The sequence below is a fragment of the Saccharibacillus sp. O23 genome, from assembly GCF_002205895.1.
GTDB lineage: Bacteria > Bacillota > Bacilli > Paenibacillales > Paenibacillaceae > Saccharibacillus.
The window spans coordinates 1-18,650 of record NZ_NJDE01000015.1 but is presented as its reverse complement, the minus strand read 5'-3'; the positions used below and the strand labels follow the sequence as shown (position 1 = coordinate 18,650).

At 56.8% G+C, this 18,650-nt stretch carries 17 protein-coding genes and 1 pseudogene; 9 read left to right on the top strand and 9 right to left on the bottom strand.

What is annotated here, in order from left to right; translation table 11 throughout:
- Positions 1-209 precede the first annotated feature (209 nt).
- Complete coding sequence (locus CDO73_RS18020) at positions 210-782, bottom strand: 5' nucleotidase, NT5C type (protein ID WP_088489927.1); 573 nt, start codon at positions 780-782, stop codon at positions 210-212.
- A gap of 143 nt (positions 783-925) precedes the next feature.
- On the opposite strand from CDO73_RS18020, the gene CDO73_RS18015 reads away from it, so the two are divergent.
- Positions 926-1,621, top strand: a complete 696-nt coding sequence (locus CDO73_RS18015) for a thermonuclease family protein (RefSeq protein WP_088489926.1) — start codon at positions 926-928, stop codon at positions 1,619-1,621.
- Between the two features lie 137 nt (positions 1,622-1,758).
- Complete coding sequence (locus CDO73_RS18010; RefSeq protein ID WP_256972752.1) at positions 1,759-2,853, top strand: SDR family oxidoreductase; 1,095 nt, start codon at positions 1,759-1,761, stop codon at positions 2,851-2,853.
- On the opposite strand, the gene CDO73_RS18005 is transcribed toward CDO73_RS18010, so the two are convergent.
- Positions 2,840-3,235: a winged helix-turn-helix transcriptional regulator gene (locus tag CDO73_RS18005; RefSeq protein WP_088489925.1), complete on the bottom strand. Its 396-nt coding sequence runs from the start codon at positions 3,233-3,235 to the stop codon at positions 2,840-2,842. The two genes, CDO73_RS18010 and CDO73_RS18005, sit on opposite strands and share 14 nt — an antisense overlap.
- A 225-nt stretch (positions 3,236-3,460) precedes the next feature.
- Entirely contained in the window at positions 3,461-3,796 is a 336-nt protein-coding gene (locus CDO73_RS18000) for a winged helix-turn-helix transcriptional regulator (RefSeq protein WP_088489924.1), read from the bottom strand.
- A 449-nt stretch (positions 3,797-4,245) separates the two neighbouring features.
- Between CDO73_RS18000 and CDO73_RS17995 the strand changes: the two genes are divergently transcribed.
- The 3 genes from CDO73_RS17995 (at position 4,246) to ribD (ending at position 7,494) form a co-directional block, all read left to right on the top strand.
- Positions 4,246-5,337, top strand: coding sequence for an FAD-dependent monooxygenase (locus tag CDO73_RS17995; protein ID WP_088489923.1), 1,092 nt, complete (start codon positions 4,246-4,248; stop codon positions 5,335-5,337).
- Between the two features lie 261 nt (positions 5,338-5,598).
- Positions 5,599-6,387: a GTP cyclohydrolase II gene (locus tag CDO73_RS17990; protein WP_088489922.1), complete on the top strand. Its 789-nt coding sequence runs from the start codon at positions 5,599-5,601 to the stop codon at positions 6,385-6,387.
- 6 nt (positions 6,388-6,393) lie between these two features.
- The gene (gene ribD, locus CDO73_RS17985) at positions 6,394-7,494 is read left to right on the top strand and encodes a bifunctional diaminohydroxyphosphoribosylaminopyrimidine deaminase/5-amino-6-(5-phosphoribosylamino)uracil reductase RibD (protein WP_179218742.1); all 1,101 of its coding nucleotides are present in this window, start codon (positions 6,394-6,396) and stop codon (positions 7,492-7,494) included.
- A 119-nt stretch (positions 7,495-7,613) separates the two neighbouring features.
- Here the strand turns inward: ribD and CDO73_RS17980 are convergent, their stop codons facing one another.
- From CDO73_RS17980 to nudC, 4 genes and pseudogenes are all read right to left on the bottom strand, one after another.
- On the bottom strand, positions 7,614-9,689 hold the full coding sequence (locus CDO73_RS17980; RefSeq protein ID WP_256972751.1) for an S-layer homology domain-containing protein: 2,076 nt from the start codon (positions 9,687-9,689) through the stop codon (positions 7,614-7,616).
- Positions 9,690-9,743: 54 nt separating this feature from the next.
- Positions 9,744-10,079 (bottom strand): annotated as a pseudogene (locus tag CDO73_RS27470) (S-layer homology domain-containing protein); the annotation flags it as partial.
- Positions 10,080-10,304: 225 nt separating this feature from the next.
- Complete coding sequence (locus CDO73_RS17975) at positions 10,305-11,237, bottom strand: cation diffusion facilitator family transporter (protein WP_088490038.1); 933 nt, start codon at positions 11,235-11,237, stop codon at positions 10,305-10,307.
- Between the two features lie 272 nt (positions 11,238-11,509).
- Positions 11,510-12,376: an NAD(+) diphosphatase gene (gene nudC, locus CDO73_RS17970; protein WP_088489920.1), complete on the bottom strand. Its 867-nt coding sequence runs from the start codon at positions 12,374-12,376 to the stop codon at positions 11,510-11,512.
- A 157-nt stretch (positions 12,377-12,533) separates the two neighbouring features.
- Between nudC and CDO73_RS17965 the strand changes: the two genes are divergently transcribed.
- Positions 12,534-13,640, top strand: a complete 1,107-nt coding sequence (locus tag CDO73_RS17965) for a threonine aldolase family protein (RefSeq protein ID WP_088489919.1) — start codon at positions 12,534-12,536, stop codon at positions 13,638-13,640.
- 424 nt (positions 13,641-14,064) lie between these two features.
- Here the strand turns inward: CDO73_RS17965 and CDO73_RS17960 are convergent, their stop codons facing one another.
- Entirely contained in the window at positions 14,065-14,616 is a 552-nt protein-coding gene (locus CDO73_RS17960; protein WP_373446986.1) for an EVE domain-containing protein, read from the bottom strand.
- A 210-nt stretch (positions 14,617-14,826) separates the two neighbouring features.
- Here CDO73_RS17960 and CDO73_RS17955 point away from each other — a divergent pair, with 210 nt between their 5' ends.
- The 3 genes from CDO73_RS17955 to CDO73_RS17945 are packed head-to-tail and all read left to right on the top strand — an operon-like array spanning position 14,827 to position 17,520.
- Positions 14,827-15,699 (top strand): ATP-binding cassette domain-containing protein, encoded by an 873-nt coding sequence (locus CDO73_RS17955; RefSeq protein WP_179218740.1) that lies wholly within the window; start codon positions 14,827-14,829, stop codon positions 15,697-15,699.
- Complete coding sequence (locus tag CDO73_RS17950; protein WP_088489917.1) at positions 15,692-16,375, top strand: hypothetical protein; 684 nt, start codon at positions 15,692-15,694, stop codon at positions 16,373-16,375. Before CDO73_RS17955 ends, CDO73_RS17950 begins: the two co-directional genes overlap by 8 nt.
- On the top strand, positions 16,375-17,520 hold the full coding sequence (locus CDO73_RS17945; RefSeq protein WP_143536152.1) for a hypothetical protein: 1,146 nt from the start codon (positions 16,375-16,377) through the stop codon (positions 17,518-17,520). The genes CDO73_RS17950 and CDO73_RS17945 overlap by 1 nt, the downstream gene beginning before the upstream one ends.
- A 123-nt stretch (positions 17,521-17,643) precedes the next feature.
- Here the strand turns inward: CDO73_RS17945 and CDO73_RS17940 are convergent, their stop codons facing one another.
- Positions 17,644-18,507: an SDR family NAD(P)-dependent oxidoreductase gene (locus tag CDO73_RS17940; protein ID WP_088489915.1), complete on the bottom strand. Its 864-nt coding sequence runs from the start codon at positions 18,505-18,507 to the stop codon at positions 17,644-17,646.
- Positions 18,508-18,650: the final 143 nt, after the last annotated feature.

The following is an 18,650-nucleotide window of genomic DNA, read 5'->3' as shown; positions in this document are numbered from 1 at the left end:
AATAACGCTTTGCCCGCAACTCTTGAATAGATACGCAAAACGCCCGAACGAAGAAGTAAGACTTCGCTCGGGCATTTTTGGTTTGCGGACGTTGTGCCGCCGCGTAATCGATCTGTTCGGTTCGGTCGAGATCGCGTAAGTTTGCCGTCCGCATCCGTCGCGGTAGCGAGAGCTTCCTAACGGCTAAACGCGAACCTTGCGGATTCCGTTTACCCTTTTGCCGGAAATCCGGGTCCCGACAGTACGCGGTTCACCAGTTCGCCCATGCCGTCCCACGATTCTTTCATCAGGAATTCTTCTTGCAGAGGACGATTCCACGGCCGCGGAATGCCGATCGTTCGCTTGCCCGCTTCGCGCGCAGCGAGCAGATTATGCGGTCCGTCGTCGATCAGCACATCGAATTCCAGCAGACTTTTTCTTTTGGCGACGAAGAAATTTTCGAACGGAATAAACGGCATATGCTGCTGAAGCCAGTTCCATTTCTCCGGAACCGCCGAAGGCCGCGCCGCCGTTACGATAATGACGTCGTGTTCCTCGCTGATGCGGCGGACTTCCTCGACGGTGTGTTCATCGAAGATCTCAAGCTCCTCGTACAATTTCGGACGCCCGAAGAAAATCTCCTCGTTGCACTCCGGATGCCAGATGCGGCTGAGATCGAAGCTGTGGATCTGGTCGATCGACAGTTGAAGGTCGGGGAAGGTCGCATTATGATAATGAATGGCTTTCGGTACCAGATGACAGATTGTGTCGTCCATGTCGATGGCTACGATTTTTTTGCCCATGAGCACTCTCTCCTTGCTTGCCATACTTTCTGTATTTTCCTGAAAAACGGATATCTGAATTGTAGCCGACTTGACGCGCAATGGCAAAGCCGGAACAATAAAGCGAGGATCTAAAGTCAGTCATACGAACCGGAGGCATGCATATGAAATCGACAGGCGACACCCCACAAAACGGCGGACCCAAGCGGCCGAAAAGAAGCTTGATCTCGATCGTCGTCACGATCGTCGTATTGGCGCTGCTGCTATTCACCGACAAAGGACGCGATCTGCTGGGGAATTGGCTTCAGCAGGGCGAGACGTCGCAGACGGAGAGTACGCGGCAGACCGAACAAGGGACGGAAGACGCCGGCAGAACCGATTCGACTTCTTCCTCGCCTGAACCTGCGCAGAACGGACGAGTCGGCGCTAAGGTAGAGCGGACCGTCGACGGAGATACGTTTATCGCGCAGTTGGCGGACGGCAGCCGCGAGCGGGTGCGCATGCTGCTGATCGACACCCCGGAGACGAAGAAAGAAGGCACTCCGGTGCAGCCTTTCGGAACCGAGGCGAGCGATTATACGAAAAAGCTGCTGACCGGACGCGACGTGGAGCTGGAATTCGACGAAGAGCAGCGCGATCAATACGACCGGATGCTGGCTTACGTCTATCTCGACGGCGAGTCGGTAAACGAGAAACTGCTGGAGCAGGGCTTGGCGCGCGTCGTGGTGTATAAGCCGAACGACAAATACGTCAAAGAGTTCCGAGAACTCCAAGCCGAAGCGAAAAGCGAAAAGATCGGCGTGTGGAGTATCGAAGGATACGCGGATAATCGGGGATTTCATCCGGAAGCCGCGAAGTGAAGGCGGTCGTCGTCCATTTATGACTTTAAAGTGCTTATATGACCTTGAAGTGCGTACTGTTCATGCCGCTTCGGAATCCGCACAATGAAGACGAGCCGGGAACGGCTGACTCTTCAATGGGGAAAGGAAGCATGCGCATGAACGGAATCATGAACGGAGGCACGCCCGAAAAAGGCGGCGCAAGCCGAACGGCGCTGGTCGTCGGCGCGAACGGCGTGATCGGACGCAATCTGGTCGATCATCTGGCGACGCTGCCGGACTGGAACGTGATCGGAGTATCGCGGCGGGGAGGGGAGTCTTCGGAGAAGGTGCGTTACGTTTCGGCGGATCTGCTGGATCCGGCCGCTGCGGGCGATGCGCTGGGCGGCCTGAACGAGGTCACCCATATTTTTTACGCCGCGTATCAGGATCGTCCGAGCTGGGCCGAGTTGGTAGAGCCAAATCTGGCTATGCTGGTCAATACCGTGGACGCGATCGAGCCGATCGCGCCCCGTCTGCGGCATGTCAGCCTTATGCAGGGCTACAAAGTATACGGAGCGCATCTGGGCCCGTTCAAGACGCCGGCGAAAGAAAGCGACGCTTATCATATGCCGCCGGAATTCAACGTCGACCAACAGCTGTTTCTGGAACGGCGCGCGAAGACGGGCGGCTGGACGTGGTCCGCGCTGCGGCCTTCCGTCGTCTGCGGCTTCGCGTTGGGCAATCCGATGAATCTGGCGATGGTGATCGCGGTCTATGCGTCGATCTCCAAAGAGCTCGGGCTTCCGCTGCGCTTTCCCGGCAAATCGGGAGCGTACGACAGCCTGCTCGAGATGACCGACGCCGGCCTGTTGGCGCGGGCGACGGTATGGGCGGCGACGAGCGAGCGCTGCGCGAATCAGGCATTCAATATCGCCAACGGCGATCTGTTCCGCTGGAACGAATTATGGCCGAAGATCGCCGATTATTTCGGACTCGATACCGCGCCGCCCTTACGGCTGCCGCTGAGCGAGGTCATGCGCGACAAAGAACCTTTATGGAACCGGATGGTCGCGAAGCACGGACTCGAACCGCATGCTTACCGCGACGTATCTTCTTGGGCTTTCGGCGATTTCGTATTCGGCTGGGACTACGACTTTTTTGCCGACGGGACCAAAGCTCGCCGTCTCGGCTTCCATGAATTCGTCGACACCGAGCGGATGTTCTTCGATATTTTCGACGATTTCCGCAGACGGGGCGTCATTCCGGCGTGATCGGCGTTTCGGGCGCGGCCAGAAGAGAACCGGGAGAAGCGATAGCGGCCCGATCGCCGTAGGTCTGTTCGACATGGGTCTCGCCCCAGCGGCAGAGCGCATGCAGAATGTCTTTGAGGCTCCAACCGTATTCGGTCAGTTCGTATTCGACTTTCGGAGGCACGGTCGGATGGGAGATGCGGCGAACGATACCGTCCCTTTCCAATTCTTTGAGCTGTTGGGTCAGTACTTTCTGCGTAATCGCGGCGGGAAGCAGCTTCATCAGCTCGCCGTTGCGCTTTTTGCCGAAAGTGAGCACGAACAGAATGACCGGCTTCCACTTGCCCCCGATCACTTCCAGCGTGGCTTCGACGGCGGTATTATAGACTTTTGTAGGTTCCAACGGGTACTCCTCCTCGGCCGAATTCGCTGTCGCGTATCGTCATTGTAACGCTGCGGGATCGGGGTGAACAGTTCGGATAGCGGTGAGCGGCAGTAACAAGGTAAGCGAGGAAGAAGTCGGCAAGTCGAATAGAACAACAAAAAAGAGACGTCCCGGCAGATCGCCGAACGTCTCTTTTTATATAGGGCATAAAGATTCAATCTATTCATAAGAAGGAAATCCGCCTTACGCTTGCTCCTGCTCGATCTTGATCCATCGCGTCGCCCAGCCCTGAATATCGTCCATCAGGGGAGCCAGATCGCGGCCCATATCGGTCAGCGAATATTCGATCCGTACCGGCTTCTCCGGGTAGACCGTACGCAGGACGATGCCTTCTTCTTCAAGTTCCTTGAGTCTTTCCGACAAAACCTTGCCGCTCAGATTGGACAACGAACTCTCGATGTCCACGAAACGGCGCGGTCCTTCCAACAGTCGATAGATGATCAGGGTCGTCCAACGCTTGCTGAGTACTTCGATCGCTTTCTCGAATCGGGGGCACAGTTGGGTCAGCTCTGCGGCCAAAAAAATCACTCTCCGTTCATGTACTTGTCTAACTATATAGTTATATGAGGGACACCCGAATGTTCGGGTACGACAAAGGTTGGTTCAGGCGATGACTTCATTTTTATTATACATAGAGTGACTAAAATAAACAAGCTTACATTTCGTAATAATTAATACTTGACTACGAAGCATAGAATAAATATACTTGGTTACATAAAGTAATGCAGTTACAGAGCGAGTTTGGTTACATGAGCGAAGCGCATGTTCAAACTCGCAGCTTGGCGAAGACAAAGCGAAGCGACAAGCCAAGCGTCCCAAAAGCGAGTTTGGTTACATGAGCGAAGCGCATGTTCAAACTCGCAGCTTGGCGAAGTCAAAGCGAAGCGACGAGCCAAGCGCCCAAACCCGAACTTGACTACATAAAAAGTAATCAAGCCCCAGCTAAGCAGAAATCGGAGGAGAACGAAATGGAACGACAAACGGAGATTTGTATCGCGGGCGGAGGACCGGCCGGCACGTTATTGGCATGTTTGCTGGCAAGGCGCGGCGCGGACGTCGTTCTGATCGAGAAGCAGCCGATCCCCGGACCGTCGTTCCGCGGCGAGATCTTGAACGGCGACGGCGAACGGGTGCTCAAGAAACACGGCCTGTTGGAGCGGATCGCGCCGGAAGCGGTTCTGCCTCTGATCCGGCTCGAATATTGGGAAAACAAGCGGGTCGTCAAAACGATTCTGCCGGATACGCAGGGCGGCAACGTCGGCATCCATATTCCGCAGGCCGACCTGCTGCACGCGCTGTTGGAGGAAGCCGGACAATACCCGAACTTTACGTATATGCCCGGCACCACCGTACGAGGATTGCTGAAAAGCGAAGAGGGCCGTTACGCGGGCGTCGAAGTACGGACTTCGGACGGCCAAGACCTTACGATTCGCAGCAGAGTCGTGGTCGGCGCGGACGGCCGTTATTCGTCGGTACGCCGATACGCCGGAATCGCGTCCAGCACGGAAGGTCACGGCTACGATCTGCTGTGGGCCCGAATCCCCGCGCCGGAAGGTTGGGAGCCGGTGATGTGCTCGACCATTCAAGACGGGCAGCAGCTTCATTTGTTCACGCAGGCGCGCGGTTACGTGCAGGTCGGCTGGAACATCAAAGAAGATTCCTACAAAGAACTGCGCAAAAAGCCTTTCGAGGAATTGACGGAGACGCTGATCGCGGCTTTTCCGAAGCTTGCGCCGAGCGTGCGGAAGCATATTACGTCGTGGCAGGACTTCGTGCTGCTGGATATCTTCAGCAGCCGCTCGGAACGTTGGGCTTGCCCGGGTCTTGTGCTGATCGGCGACGCCGCGCACACCATGACGCCGACCGGAGCTTTCGGACTGAACGAAGCGCTGCGCGACGCGGACGTGCTGCACGAGGAACTGTTGGCCTGCATGGCGAGCCGACAGGATGCGACAGCGCCGCTCGAACGGCTCGAACAGCGTCGGCGAAGCGACGTGGAGCGCAGACAGCGCGAGCAGCTCGATATGGAAACGACGTACGCCCGAAACTTTAACGTTTAACACTTCGAGCGACGATAATATACACACAGACGTTACAATGGACAGAATGGGCCGATAAAGGTTTAACGGAAAAATTCAAATAAAAGATGATCCAAACGCGTTCGGCGTGCGAATCACCTTCCGTATCGGAAGGTGATGCTCTTTTTCCCTGCCGACCTGTATCGAAAAACGACAGACGTTCGGTCGCGGAATCTTGGTATCTTACGATCCGCCGCCCGCTTATGCGACTTAACCAATACGACAAAAAAAGGATGTGCCATCATGTTGAACAACAGTGCGGCTTTTATTCTCAAAGATCGAATTCATAATGTGCCGTCTCCCTTGAACCCGAGAGAAGGTTACGTGCTGGTCGGCCCGATCCAACTTCCCGTCAATCTGGACGGCGAGACGATTACGTTCCGCTGGTACAGCTGGATGAAGCAGCAGGAAGGCGGCAAAGAAATGTCGGCCGAAGCGCTGATCCGCAGCCTCCCGACGATGAACTTGGCCGAAGGCCAACAATCCAGCGTACTCGTGTACGGCGATTTCGAGAACTCGGGCGATGCTCTGATCCGGATGCACAGCATCTGCCATACCGGCGATATTTTCGGCAGCAAACGCTGCGACTGCGGTTACCAACTGCACCAATCCATGAAAATGATCGTCGATCACGGCAGCGGCGCGCTGTTCTATCTGGCGAACCACGAAGGACGCGGCATCGGCCTGTTCAGCAAAGCGATGGCGTACATCCTGCAAGAACAAGGCATGGATACGGTCGAAGCGAACCTGGCTCTGGGCTTCGAAGACGACACGCGCAGCTACGACGGCGCGATCGGCGTGCTGAAATTCCTGCGCCAACTGCCGGTGACCCTGATCACCAACAATCCGCGCAAGCTCGAAGCGCTGAAAGCGAACGGCATGAACGTGTCCGGCCGGACTCCGCTCTGGGGCGACGTGTCGGAATTCAACGAGAAGTATTTGCGTACCAAAGTCAATCGGTCCGGCCATTTCGCCACGCAGAATCCGATCGAGGGCCTGAACGTGCTTCCGGCCGTCGAAGGAGGAGACTGACGAAGCATGAGCGATCTGTCCATCCATGAAAAATACATGAGGCTCGCGCTCGAGAACGCGCGCGCCGCGAAAGGCCAAACGGCGCCGAATCCGCTCGTCGGTTCGGTCATCGTCAACGAAGGCCGGATCGTCGGCATCGGGGCACATCTGAAACCGGGCGAACCTCATGCCGAGATTCATGCGCTGCGCATGGCCGGCGAACACGCCCGCGGCGGCACGATCTATGTCACGCTGGAACCGTGCTCGCATCACGGGCGCACCGGCCCTTGCGCCGAAGCGGTCGTGCAAGCGGGTCTGGCCCGCGTGGTCGTGGCCGCTCCGGACCCGAACCCTTTGGTTGCCGGCCGCGGGATCAAGATTCTGCGCGATGCCGGCATCGAAGTGATCGAAGGCGTGCTGCGCGAAGAATCCGAGCGATTGAACGAAGTGTTCAACCGCTATATCGTCAGCAAACGGCCTTTTGTCATCGTCAAATCGGCGACGACGCTCGACGGCAAGATCGCGACGCGAACAAGCAGCAGCCGCTGGATCACGTCGGCCGAAGCCCGCGAAGACGTTCATCGGCTTCGCCACGAGAGCGGCGCGATTCTGGTCGGCGTGCAGACCATTCTGCATGACGATTCGCAGCTCAACACCCGGCTTCCGGACGGCCGCAATCCGCTGCGCGTGATTCTGGATAGTCATCTTCGTTTGCCGGAAAACGCCCGCGTCGTGACCGACGGCGAAGCGCCGACTTGGATCTTTACCGGTCCGAATCCGGACCCGGACAAACGCGCCCGGCTCGAAGCGGCCGGCGTGCGCGTGTTCGAGACGACGGGCGGCGAGCGCGTGAACTTGGAGCAGGTGCTCGACACGCTCGGCGCGAGCGAGATCTCGTCGCTGCTCGTCGAAGGCGGCGGGCAAGTGAACGCTTCGTTCGTCGAACAAGGGCTGGCGGATAAGCTCGTCTTGTACGTCGCGCCCAAATTGGTCGGCGGCCAAGGCGCGCCGACGTTCCTCGAAGGTCTCGGCGTCGCCGAGATGAGCGAAGCCGTCGAATTGGACGGACTGCGCGTGGAGCAGTTGGGCCCGGATTTGAAGCTGGAGGCTTATTTCCGGAAAGGCTGATAAGGAATAGAAACAGCAGAATCCGAAGAAGTAGATGAGGTAGCATTAAAAAAATCAAATAAGCCGACTCCCATTAGTGCATGGGAATCGGCTTTTTAGCATCGGCTGGTTTGGATTTATTACGGTGTAGGCGTAGGGAACTTATTGGTAGCCGCTGTTTCGCGCTCTCTCAGCGCCTTAGCGGTACCCGAATTCAATTCATCATAATTGATGGCAGCTTTCGCTGCATAAGCCGCCTGCCATTCCGGTGCATCCGCCGGTTTACCTTCGGCAGCCGTAACCGCCTGCTCGAAAGCCGTAACTTGCGCGTCGGCTTTATCGGCATCTGCCAGAAGGCTTTGAATCCACTCAAGTTTAGATTCAAGGGCTAGTTTTGTCGCTCCCGTGACTCCCTCAAAAGAGAGACCCGCAAGAATACTGTCGATCGTAGCACGTTTCGGCGAACCTTTGGATATGTCATCGAAATAGCCTGCGTTATTTTGGGCCGTTTGGAGACTGCCTTCGAGTTCATCGGCATTCGTGATAAACAAACGTGCCTTCTCAACGCGGTTTTCTAACGAGGAAAGACTTTTTCCTTTTACAAGCTCTCCATAAACAATATTACTATCCGCCAGATCGGCTGCATCACGGTCTTCTTCGCCCATCAGCAGATTCATGTTATCCCCCGTCGCATCTTCCAGCGCTTTAACCAGCGTTTCCGCAGCGCTCACTGCGTTCAGCGTGTCTTCCACAACTTTCAGACGATTCGCGAAAGCGGTCTTGGTCGCATCGTCCGACAGAGCGGCAAGAACGTCTTTAGCATCGCTTACTGCTTTCTTTGCGTCGGTAAGATCGGAAGACTGACCAGTCAAGTCTTTGTCGCTTGCTATCGCCGCTTCGGCGGCATTGATCGCCGTAGCGGCATCGACTACGGTAACCTTGAAGGTCTGGCTGACTTTATCGCCGCTGCTGTCTTTGGCCGTGATCGTGATGGTCGCCGTACTCAGCGCGCTTTTGGTATTCAAATAAAGCTTGCTTCCTTCTAAAGAGGCTTCGACGACATCGGTATTGTCCGAAATTACGGTATAGAGCAGTTCCTGATCATCCGAGTCCCAATCACGAAACGCGGAAAGCACGTCGACTGTAGAGGAGGTGCGATTCGCTGCTAAAGTCAGATCCTGAAGATACTGGGCGGCTTTCGGCGGGATGTTCGTATAAGTAAAACTGCTTGTAAACGAACCGTATACAGTTCCGGAAATACCTTTGATCGGCTGATTGTTGGCTTTCGGCGCATAAGCGACTTGATAGGTTGCGCCTTTGACTAAAGGATGAATGAAGTATAGATCAATGCCTTTTTCGCTTATACTAGCTTGGAAAACTTCAATTTCATCGTTCATTCCGCCGTCGATACGCTTGATGATGAAATCTTCTCTTTGCGGCCGCGAAACATTATTCAACTCTTCCGGGAACGTCAAACTGAATGTACTGTTAGTAATCATTTTGAACTCCGGCCCCTCGAACACCGGCTTCAACACGATCTCCGTCACCGGAATCGACACGTTTCCGCTCGCATCGACCGCATAGGCATTATAGATGCCCTCGGTCAGCGTCGAAGTCGTCAGAAGCACGTCGCCGCCCGCGGTCGCCGCAGTCGCTTTTACGCCTTTGCCTTCCGTCACGAGTCCGTCCAACACGGACTTGTTCGAGACGTTCGAAGCGGAAGGAACCAGATACACGGTGCCGGCTTCGCTGCTGCGAACGGTCAGATCGGTGCCGATCTTGAACGGAGCGATAGAGACCAACGTCAGCACGGGAGCTTGAACGTCGCGTACCGGGGTCTCTATCGAGCCGCCGGTATTGCCGGACGGAACCTGCGGCGTGCTCGGCACGTTAACGACAGGCGCAGGCACAGGTACGGCCGGAGCTGGCGTTGTCGGCTGCGTCGTATTCGGCTGCGGAACCGTCGGAGCCGGAGCCGGAGTCTGAGGTTTGACGGTCTGGATAAACCGGGACGCGACCAGCGCGACGCTCTGACGGTCCGCGATGCTTGTCGGATCGAATTTTCCGCCGCCGGTACCGGTCAGCAGGCCGTTCGCGACCGCGAAGCCGACCGCATCCTTCGCGTAATCGGCAATCTTGCCGGCATCCGAGAAGGTCAGTTTCTCTCCGTAGCCTTGCGTGTTGGCGCCGAGCGCGCGAGCGAAGATCACGGCCATGTCTTGACGCGACAGGTTTTGTCCGAGTCCGAATTGTCCGCCGCCCGTGCCTTTGAGCAGGCCGGCTTTGACGGCCGCTTCGACGTATTTGTACGCATAGTGCGAAGTCGGTACGTCGGAGAAAGTCGGCGTTGCGGCAGGCGATTCGACGTCCAGTCCCAAGCCTTTGACGAGAATGATGGCGAAGTCCTGACGCGAGATCTTGCCGGTCGGATTAAACAGCCCATTGCCGTTTCCGTTCAGAATCCCGGCGTCGACGAGCTTGTTGATCGCGTCTTTGGCGTACGAATTGGAGATATCGCTGAATTCCGTCGCGGCGTAAGCCGAGTGAAGCGAGCTGCCGAGCAGCGGCGCTGCAAGCAGGGCGGTGAGCAGTGTCTTTTTGATCATCTTCTAGCTCCTTCTCATGATGTATGGCCTTCTAAAAAGCGGCTGTTTCTTTTACCTAGCAAGCAATTTATCGGTAGACCCTATTCAGAATTTGATAGATTAATTATTTAAATTTAAATAATTTGTTGCATGAAAAAAGCCCTCTCTGCCTACTTTTCGAAAAAGTTGGGCGGAGAAGGCTTTCGTTTTGGTCTCTGGATCGCTTATCGTTCGGGTGCGAAATTTCTAATTCTTCTCGATCTCCGCTTCCCGCCGATGCCAACTGGTCTTCCCGTCGTCTTCGACGATCGAGATCGCGGCGTCGGCGATATCCGGGTTGGTCGTCAGATGCTGCTGGATGCGAAGCTTGATATCGTCGGCGACGCCGAGCGTCAGGCCCGTGCGCAGTTCGACGACGGCATCCACATGATAATAACGGCCTTCCTGAATGATGCGCATGCTCTCGATATCGCGGACGTCGGCGTCGGCCAGAATGGCGGCGGACACTTTGTCTTCCACGTCCTGCGGCGCGGATACGCCGATCAGGCCGATCATGTTGTCGTAGCCGACGCGGAAAGCGACGGCGATCATCAGGAAGCCGATCAGAGTCGTCGCGATGCCGTCGATCAGCGTAAAGTCGGTCAGCGCCACGACCGCGACGGCCACGAGAGCGAAGAACGCGCCGAGTACGGCTACGATATCTTCGTAGAAGACGAGCCGGGTCGGAGGCGCGGCTCGTCCGACGTTCTTGAACGCCGCGGGCAGCAGAGCCGGACCGGAAGCTTTGGGCGCTCTGGCTTCTTTAAGAATCTCTTTCGACGCTTTGATCAAGATCGCGCCGTCGATCAGGATATTCAGCAGCAGAACGCCGACGTTAAGCCATACGCCGCCCGAAGCTTCGGCCGGATGTCGAAGCAGATGGATGCCTTCGTGGATGGTCTCGTACGCCATGATCGTGACCACGATGACCGCGACCATGCAGAAGATATTGATCACGCGTCCGAAGCCGACCGGGAAACGGCGGCTCGGCTTGCGTTCGGACAGCACGCTGCCTACGAACACGAAGCCTTGGTTCACCGCATCCGCGAGCGAGTGCATCGCCGAAGCGAACATGGCGCCGCTGCCGGTGAAGAACGCCGCCGCGCCTTTGGCGGCGGCCAGTATCGCGTTGCCGCCCATCGCGACGGCAGAAGACGTGTTTCCTTTTTTGATGAGCGAACCCAGCGTTTCTTTCTCTTGAATCTCAGGCGAATTTGCTTCGGCCACGAACGACTCCTCCTTCGATTTAGGGGTGTGGGGTAGGGGTGTCTGCAAATGGGACTGACCAAGTACTCTGTACCCGATGACTTTCCTTCGGCACGGCGCAGAGCCGCGCTGCTTATGTACATGTACCCGCAAACGGCGAAGCGGAACACGCTTTTCGCCGCTTGCGGGCAGACGAGGATCGTCTTTTAAGAAGACGCGCCCGACCGTCCGCCGTATTCTTCCGCGTACCAGTCGATGATCTTGCGCGCGATGCTGAGTTTCGGCGGGATATTCGGAAGATTATCCGGACCGAACCATGCGGCATGTTCGATCTCTTCGCCGTCGACCGCAATTTCTCCGCCCGCGTATTCCGCCACGAATCCGATCATGAGGGAATGCGGGAACGGCCACTGCTGGCTGCCGAAATAGCGGATCTCGCCGAGCGTTAGGCCGACTTCTTCCATCGTCTCGCGCCGCACGCAGTCTTCCAACGTTTCGCCCGGTTCGGCGAAGCCGGCGATCAGGCCGTGCATATTGTTCGGAAAATGGGGAGCGCGGGCCAGAAGGATCTGGCCGTCTTTGAGAATCGCCGTGATCACGGCGGGCGCGATGCGCGGATAATGGCTCAGTCCGCAGTTCGGGCAGACCTTCGAATGGTCGTTCGCGGCCCGCTCCAGCGTCGTTCCGCAGCGTCCGCAGAAACGATGGGTCGAATCCCAACTCAGAAGCTGAAGCGCGCGTCCGGCCAGATGGAACAAGTCTTCGTCCATGATCTCGTACAGCGAACGCAGCGACAGAAACTCCGTGCCTGCCGGAACGAGGGCGTCTTCGGGCGCTTCGGCCGCGTAACAAGGCGCGCCGTCGAGCGTGCCCAGATACAGCGAACGGCTCGGCGCGAACCCGAGTTCTTCGGCCCGCGCGGCTGCGGGAATCGCGTCCAGACCGGGATTTTCGCCCAGCAGCAGTTTGTCCGTTCCGGCCCGGTAAACGAACCAATAAGACGGCCGTTCGGAAGCTTCGACGATCAACGAGGGAACGTAACGCGTATAGATGCTCGGTCTTTCGTTAAGCATGGAACCAGAACCTTTCTCGAATGTAGAATCTTACTTGGGTATTATGCAGGGACTGGCTACGATCTGGCAAGGGGAGTAAAATAAGCGCATGTGTACCAGTCAGGCCGCAGACATGCAAGCATCATCTTATTTTACACCGGGAAAAGAGGCGATTGGCATGAATGAATCCGGAATTCCGACCTTGGCCGAGAGTTACGGCAAGGCTCCGCATCGCACGACCGGCAACGGTCCGCGAAACGTAAACGTGCTGCTCGAGTCTTTGCGCGGCGTCGGCGGCGATACGCCGAGCGATATGTACGGGCGCGGCGAGACGATCGGAAAGTTCGAGCGCAAACTGGCGGAGATGCTGGGCAAAGAAGCGGCCGTCTTTTTCCCCAGCGGCACGATGGCTCAGCAGATCGCGCTGCGCATCTGGAGCGACCGCAAAGACAGCAAAACCGTCGCGTACCACCCGCTCTGCCATCTGGAGATTCACGAGCAGGACGGCTTGAAAGAGCTGCATCATCTGGAGCCGGTGCTGCTCGCGGACGCAGACCGATTGATTACGCTGGACGACGTGAAAAAGATGCCGGAAAACGTCGCCTGCCTGCTGCTTGAGCTGCCTCAGCGCGAGATCGGCGGCGAACTGCCCGACTACGTGGAACTCGAAGACATCTCGGCGTACTGCCGGGAGCAGGGGATCGCTTTGCACCTCGACGGAGCGCGCCTGTTCGAGATTCTGCCTTATTACGGAAAAACGGCGGAGGAAGTCTGCGCGCTGTTCGACAGCGTCTACGTGTCGTTCTACAAAGGCGTAGGCGGAATCGCGGGCGCGATGCTGCTGGGCGACGCCGATCTGGCGGAGCAGTCGAAAGTATGGAAACGGCGTCACGGCGGCGATCTGATCAGCTTGTATCCGTACATTCTGAGTTCGGATTATTATCTGGATCTGCGTCTGCCGAAGATGGCTCAGTATTATGAAGAAGCGAAAGAACTGGCGGCGCTGTGCAAAGCTCAACCGGGGATTCGCACGCGGCCAGAAGTGCCGGTGTCGAACATGTTCCATCTGCATCTGGACGGGGTATCGGCGGCGACGGCGGGACCTATTATCGCGAGCGTGCAGGCGGAGACCGGCATCGCGCTGGTCGCTTACCTCAAAGAGAACGGGGAACGCTCCTGTTCGACCGAGATCGCGATCGGCGATCTGTACGAGGGCGTGCCGAAGGACAAACTGCGCGAAGCGATCGGGCTTCTGGGGCAGCGGTTGGCGGAAGCGCGGGGATAACGGGAAGCGAGGAATACGTAAGCAAGCAGCCGAACAATAAGAGCGGAAAAAGCCGTCGCGATCAGGTGGAGCACCTGAAGCGGCGGCTTTTTGGCGTGTTCGTCATGGAGATCGGGAAGTTTCCAACCATTCTCTCTCGATAAGTCCAATTTTCCTCTTATTTCCGCGTAATTTCGGTTTTTCGGCAAGATAAGTCCAATAATCCCTTTAAAATCTCGATTCCATGATCAGAAGCCGAATTTCGGTCGCATTAAGGGGATAAATGGACTTATTTTGCTTTCTTGCTCATTTGACCCTAAGATAAGAGGATTTATGGACTTATTTGATCTTGAAATCCGTCCTCTAATCGATCTGAACGATTTTCCTGTTTCTGATCCGAACGTCCCGCTCAACAGAAAAGCTGCTGCGGTCCGCTATTCGCAGCTCACCACTCGAATTCCAACTGCCGTTCGCAGAGCGCGGCATCCTGCTCAAAGCCGTCTTCCCCGACGTCTTCCAGCATCAGGCCTGCGATCAGCCGGAAATCGTCCGGTTCGATCTCGAACTGTCCGAAGCGGAACGCTTGTCCCCAACTTCGGCGGCCGCGGGTGAACGACAACTGTTCCAGCAGACCGGCGATGCGTACCGGCTTCGCGGGCAGATAACGCATGTCGCGGCGATGCGGCACGAACGTTTCGCTCATCGCATGGCGATAGACCCGGTCGTCCAGCGCTTGTCCGATCGCGGTAAAAGCTTGAACCGGCGAACCGCCGTTTCTCTCGGCGCGCGGCGAATAGTAGATCAACCAATCGCCGGCTTTCATCCGGCTGAGCGGATACGCTTTGCCGTGGCAGGTCTGCGCGATGCCCTGCGAGATCGCGCGGTCGGCATGGTCGGCGGATACGACGCCCATCCAATAGCGGGTTCCGGGCAGCATCAGGGAATCGGCAAGCGTCGAAGATTCGGAAGACGAAGCGGGGGAAAGCGGTCGGATCATGGCAAGGCCTCCTTATAAGATGAATGTTCTTGTTTTCATTATAAGGAGCCGCTGCTGACAGCCTTGTGTCAGGAGCGGTTTTGCGGCCGATCACAAGATTCGTAGGCGAATTTTGTTATAGAGAAACGGAAGCGAGCAAGGTAACATTCTTTTGATATGGGAAAAAGTGCTGTTCTCCTCATAATCCGGATACAGAAGGGGTTATTCGACGTGAAATTGAAGGTGTGCGAAGTGTCCAAGCGTTATGATTCGAAAGTTCTCGACGGGATTTCGTTCGAGGTCGATCAAGGAATCGTAGGTTTGCTTGGGGAGAACGGAGCCGGGAAAACGACGTTGATGGAGATCATCGCGACGCTGGCAAGGCCAGATACCGGCAAGGTCGAATACGACGGAAAAGAGCGGGATGAAGACCTGTACGCGATCCGCCGCCGTATCGGATATTTGCCGCAGAAGTTCGATTTTTTCGCGAAAATATCAGTGGAAGAAGCGCTCGACTATTTCTGCCGTCTGAAGCATATTTCTTCGCCGGAGGAACGCAAACGCGAGATCGAAGAAAAGCTGGTTCAGGTCGGCTTGATCGAACATCGGAAAAAGCAGTTCGGCGCTCTGTCGGGAGGAATGAAGCAGCGGGTCGGCATCGCGCAGGCGATGATCGGCGATCCGGCCCTGCTGTTGGTCGACGAACCGACCGTGGGGCTCGATCCTCATGAACGGGCGGCTTTCCGGCAATTGTTAAGCGAGCTGGCCGCCGATCGGGTCGTGCTGCTGTCTACGCATATCGTCGAAGACATCGCAATGACCAGCGAACGCCTATTGGTTCTGCATGAAGGCCGCGTCAACTATTACGGCGATCTGTCGACGTTTATCCGCTCGGTGGAAGGCAAAGTCTGGATGTATCGCGGTCCTTCCGTGCCCGAATCGCTGCGCCGGAGGCCTTCGCTGATCTTGTCCTCGCAGGCCACAGCCGAAGGGGTAGAAGTGCGGTATATCGCGGAAACGCCGATCGAGCGCAGCGTACCCGTCGAACCGACTTTAGAACACGCTTATATGTACGCGAATCGGAAGCGGACCGACTATGAGTGAATGGACGACGCAGCTTTCTTTTTCTTTCCGCCATCTGCTGAAGCAGCGCGGGATGCTGGCCGCCGCTTTGCTGCTGAGCACTTTGCAGATCGCGCTGCTGGTTTCGGCCAATCGTCTGGATAACTTTGCGGATACTTGGTTCGGACTGCTGCATGTGCAGATGATTCTGTTGATTCTGCTGACGCCGATCCTGTTCAACGCCGTCTGGAGCGGCCGCGTTCAAGTCTTCGAATCCAAGACGATCTTGTATTACCTTCGCCGGACGGAGAGTTATTTTCTCGCGCGGATGCTGACGGTCTGGCTCGTGTTGGCCGGAAGCGTGATCGTGTTCGACACGGGATTCTGGCTGCTCTACGCGCGTGAAGCGGACTCGGCAATCTGGGCGGGAGCCGTGCTGCAAATTCTGCTCACCGTAGGCTACGTCACGGCGTTGAGCGGCTTCTTCTCTTTGATGCTGCGGCGAACGATCTATAGTCTGCTGCCTCTGCTCATCTATCTGCTGGCGAGCTTGTCGTTGATCGAGCATCCCATGTTCGCGTTATGGTTCAGCCCGAATCTGACCGAGCAGGTGACGACGCAGCCGGAACAGATCGCGGCCCGAAGCGTGCTGATGATCTGGATTCTGCTGCTGATGATCGTCAACGCCGCATGGTTCCGCCGCAGGACGGTTCGCTGATGGGCGTCATGCGGGTACGGTGGAAAACGTTGTGGCGCGAAGATTACGTCTGGGCGTATTATATCGGGGCAGTCGTGCTTTTTGCCGGGCGATGGGTGTTCGGGACAAACGATCTGCTGAACTTGATTCCGCTGTACGGGCTGTTCATGACGAATCTCGTGCTGATCATTCGCTATCAGGATCGGCGGCATCGAACAGAGAAAATCGTCCGTTTGACCGAGTGGCAGCCGCTGCGAAGAGGCATGCAGGAACTGGTCTTCTCGTGGATCTGCGCGCTGCCAGCGGGACTTCTCTTGTTGGCATGGTTGACGGAGATATTTCCCGGGACGCCAAGGGTGCCGTTGATCTTATTGATGCTTCATTTTACGACGTTTGCGGTGTGTCTGGCGTTCGGACTGTCGCTGCTCCCGTTCAAATACGCGACGCTGATCAGCCTGCTGCTGTATTTCCTGCTCGTGGCGTTTAACGGCTATCGGCTGGAATACGTTCAGTATCTCGTTCCGACCTTGAACTTCCTGTATCCCGATTATCCGGATTATGAAAATATGTTGACGATTCTGCTGCTCGGCGCGGGGCTGTTCATGCTGTATCTCTGGAAAAGGTTTGATCGGCCTAAGCGCGCGCGGCGGCAGATGATCGGATTTACGGCGTGCATCGCAGTTCTGTACGTCTTGATGCCTGTCGGGCAAAATGTTCGGGATCAGCAGACGGAGAACGCGGCGTACCGCTCGGTTACGATCGAGGGCGTCGAGGTAGGCTATCGCGGCGTATCGCAGCGGCAGGCCGAGCGTTACGCTCAAGCCGCAGCGGACGTGGCAGCGGCGGCGCGGCGCGAAGCGGGAGAGTCGGGCGGATCGCACAAAGGCCAAGCGGTCGCGGCGGTGCGGCAGGTGATCGTAACCCGGCAAAAAAGCGTTCCGCACGGAGATCGGGTCGAGCATATCCTGACGTTGGAGAGCGGCGTGCTGCATGTCGATCCGTATTCCAACAAGTTCTACGAGTTCAATTACGGGTATAACATCGTGCGGGATCTGACAGAGCTGTTGGTTCAAGATCCCGAACTGCGGCATCGAACCGTCTCCGTCGTTCTGCGCGAGGATCGGCACGGCTTCTTCCGCGCGGCGCGGCTGCGGGCGGAGCGGTAAGGTTAACGCGGCTGCTTTTTGAACAACGAAACGAGTACCTTGACCAACCTTGCATTGAATTCGGTCAAAGTACCGAATCCATAATAAACCGCCGCTGACGGCGTAACGTCAGCGGCGGTTTATTTACATCAACTGACGAAACTCCTCGCGATAAATCCGGTCGACCTGATCCAATACCTGCTGCGCCCGATCGGCGAATTTCAATTCGACCACGCCTTTGCTGTTGATCAGCACGCCGGTCTTGTCTTGATACGGTCCGACCGCGGCGTCATATAGTCGGCCGGCTCCGCTGCTCGGCGGCGGGAACACGAACCGCATCAGATAATTGACGGGGAAAGGCAGCCCGGACTTTTTGCCTTTGCGGAGCGTATTGTTCGGACCGGGATCGGCGCTGCGCAGCCGGATGCCGTCGGCCGCTTCGGCCGGCGCGAGCGCCTGCGTCCAGAGCGACAAGGCCAGCTTGGTGTCGGCATAGGCTCCGGTCAGCGCTTTGAAGCGTTCGGGACGGGCCAGCTTGCCGGGATCGAACGTCTTCGTGAAATTGAACGCGTTCGACGAGGTGCCGACGACCGTCTTGAGCGACCCGCGCAGCAGCAGCTCTTTGGTCTCGCGATAGATGAGATAAGGGACGACCGTTTGCAGCTCGTAATGCATCTCGCGGCCCTGCGGCGAGAAGCGAAGCTCCGGCAGGCTGCCGCCCGCGTTGTTGAACAGCACGTCGATCGCGGTCTCCGCTGCTTGAATCTGCTTCAGCGCTTCGGCCAACTGCCGGAAGTCGGTCAGTTCGGCTCTGTAGATCCGCAGCCTGCCGCCTCGGATCGCGGAGGCGATGGCGTCATCGTCCGCGGGAAAAGAAGAGCGGATCAAAACGGCGACCTGCCAGCCTTCGTTCAGAAGGCGGCGGGTCAATTCGAGACCGATGCCGTTGTTGGCGCCGGTGATCAGAGCGGTGCGTGTATTCGGGTCTTGAACAGGTAGAGCGTTCATAGGAATTCCTCCAATCGGATGAATGGCGAGAGCTTCGCCGATTGGGGATAGCGTATAACTTGGAGCCGACTCCAAGTCAATTCGTAAAAAAAAAAAAAAAGGAACACAACGTAAGCGATCTGGTGACAGAAGACCAGTACAGG

Bases quoted from the DNA above. Each gene is read 5' to 3' on its own strand.
- CDO73_RS18020 (WP_088489927.1), bottom strand. From the start codon at position 782: ATGGGCAAAAAAATCGTAGCCATCGACATGGACGACACAATCTGTCAT.
- CDO73_RS18015 (WP_088489926.1), top strand. From the start codon at position 926: ATGAAATCGACAGGCGACACCCCACAAAACGGCGGACCCAAGCGGCCG.
- CDO73_RS18010 (WP_256972752.1), top strand. From the start codon at position 1,759: ATGAACGGAATCATGAACGGAGGCACGCCCGAAAAAGGCGGCGCAAGC.
- CDO73_RS17995 (WP_088489923.1), top strand. From the start codon at position 4,246: ATGGAACGACAAACGGAGATTTGTATCGCGGGCGGAGGACCGGCCGGC.
- CDO73_RS17990 (WP_088489922.1), top strand. From the start codon at position 5,599: ATGTTGAACAACAGTGCGGCTTTTATTCTCAAAGATCGAATTCATAAT.
- ribD (WP_179218742.1), top strand. From the start codon at position 6,394: ATGAGCGATCTGTCCATCCATGAAAAATACATGAGGCTCGCGCTCGAG.
- CDO73_RS17980 (WP_256972751.1), bottom strand. From the start codon at position 9,689: ATGGCCGTGATCTTCGCTCGCGCGCTCGGCGCCAACACGCAAGGCTAC.
- CDO73_RS17975 (WP_088490038.1), bottom strand. From the start codon at position 11,237: ATGGGCGGCAACGCGATACTGGCCGCCGCCAAAGGCGCGGCGGCGTTC.
- nudC (WP_088489920.1), bottom strand. From the start codon at position 12,376: ATGCTTAACGAAAGACCGAGCATCTATACGCGTTACGTTCCCTCGTTG.
- CDO73_RS17965 (WP_088489919.1), top strand. From the start codon at position 12,534: ATGAATGAATCCGGAATTCCGACCTTGGCCGAGAGTTACGGCAAGGCT.
- CDO73_RS17960 (WP_373446986.1), bottom strand. From the start codon at position 14,616: ATGATCCGACCGCTTTCCCCCGCTTCGTCTTCCGAATCTTCGACGCTT.
- CDO73_RS17950 (WP_088489917.1), top strand. From the start codon at position 15,692: ATGAGTGAATGGACGACGCAGCTTTCTTTTTCTTTCCGCCATCTGCTG.
- CDO73_RS17945 (WP_143536152.1), top strand. From the start codon at position 16,375: ATGGGCGTCATGCGGGTACGGTGGAAAACGTTGTGGCGCGAAGATTAC.
- CDO73_RS17940 (WP_088489915.1), bottom strand. From the start codon at position 18,507: ATGAACGCTCTACCTGTTCAAGACCCGAATACACGCACCGCTCTGATC.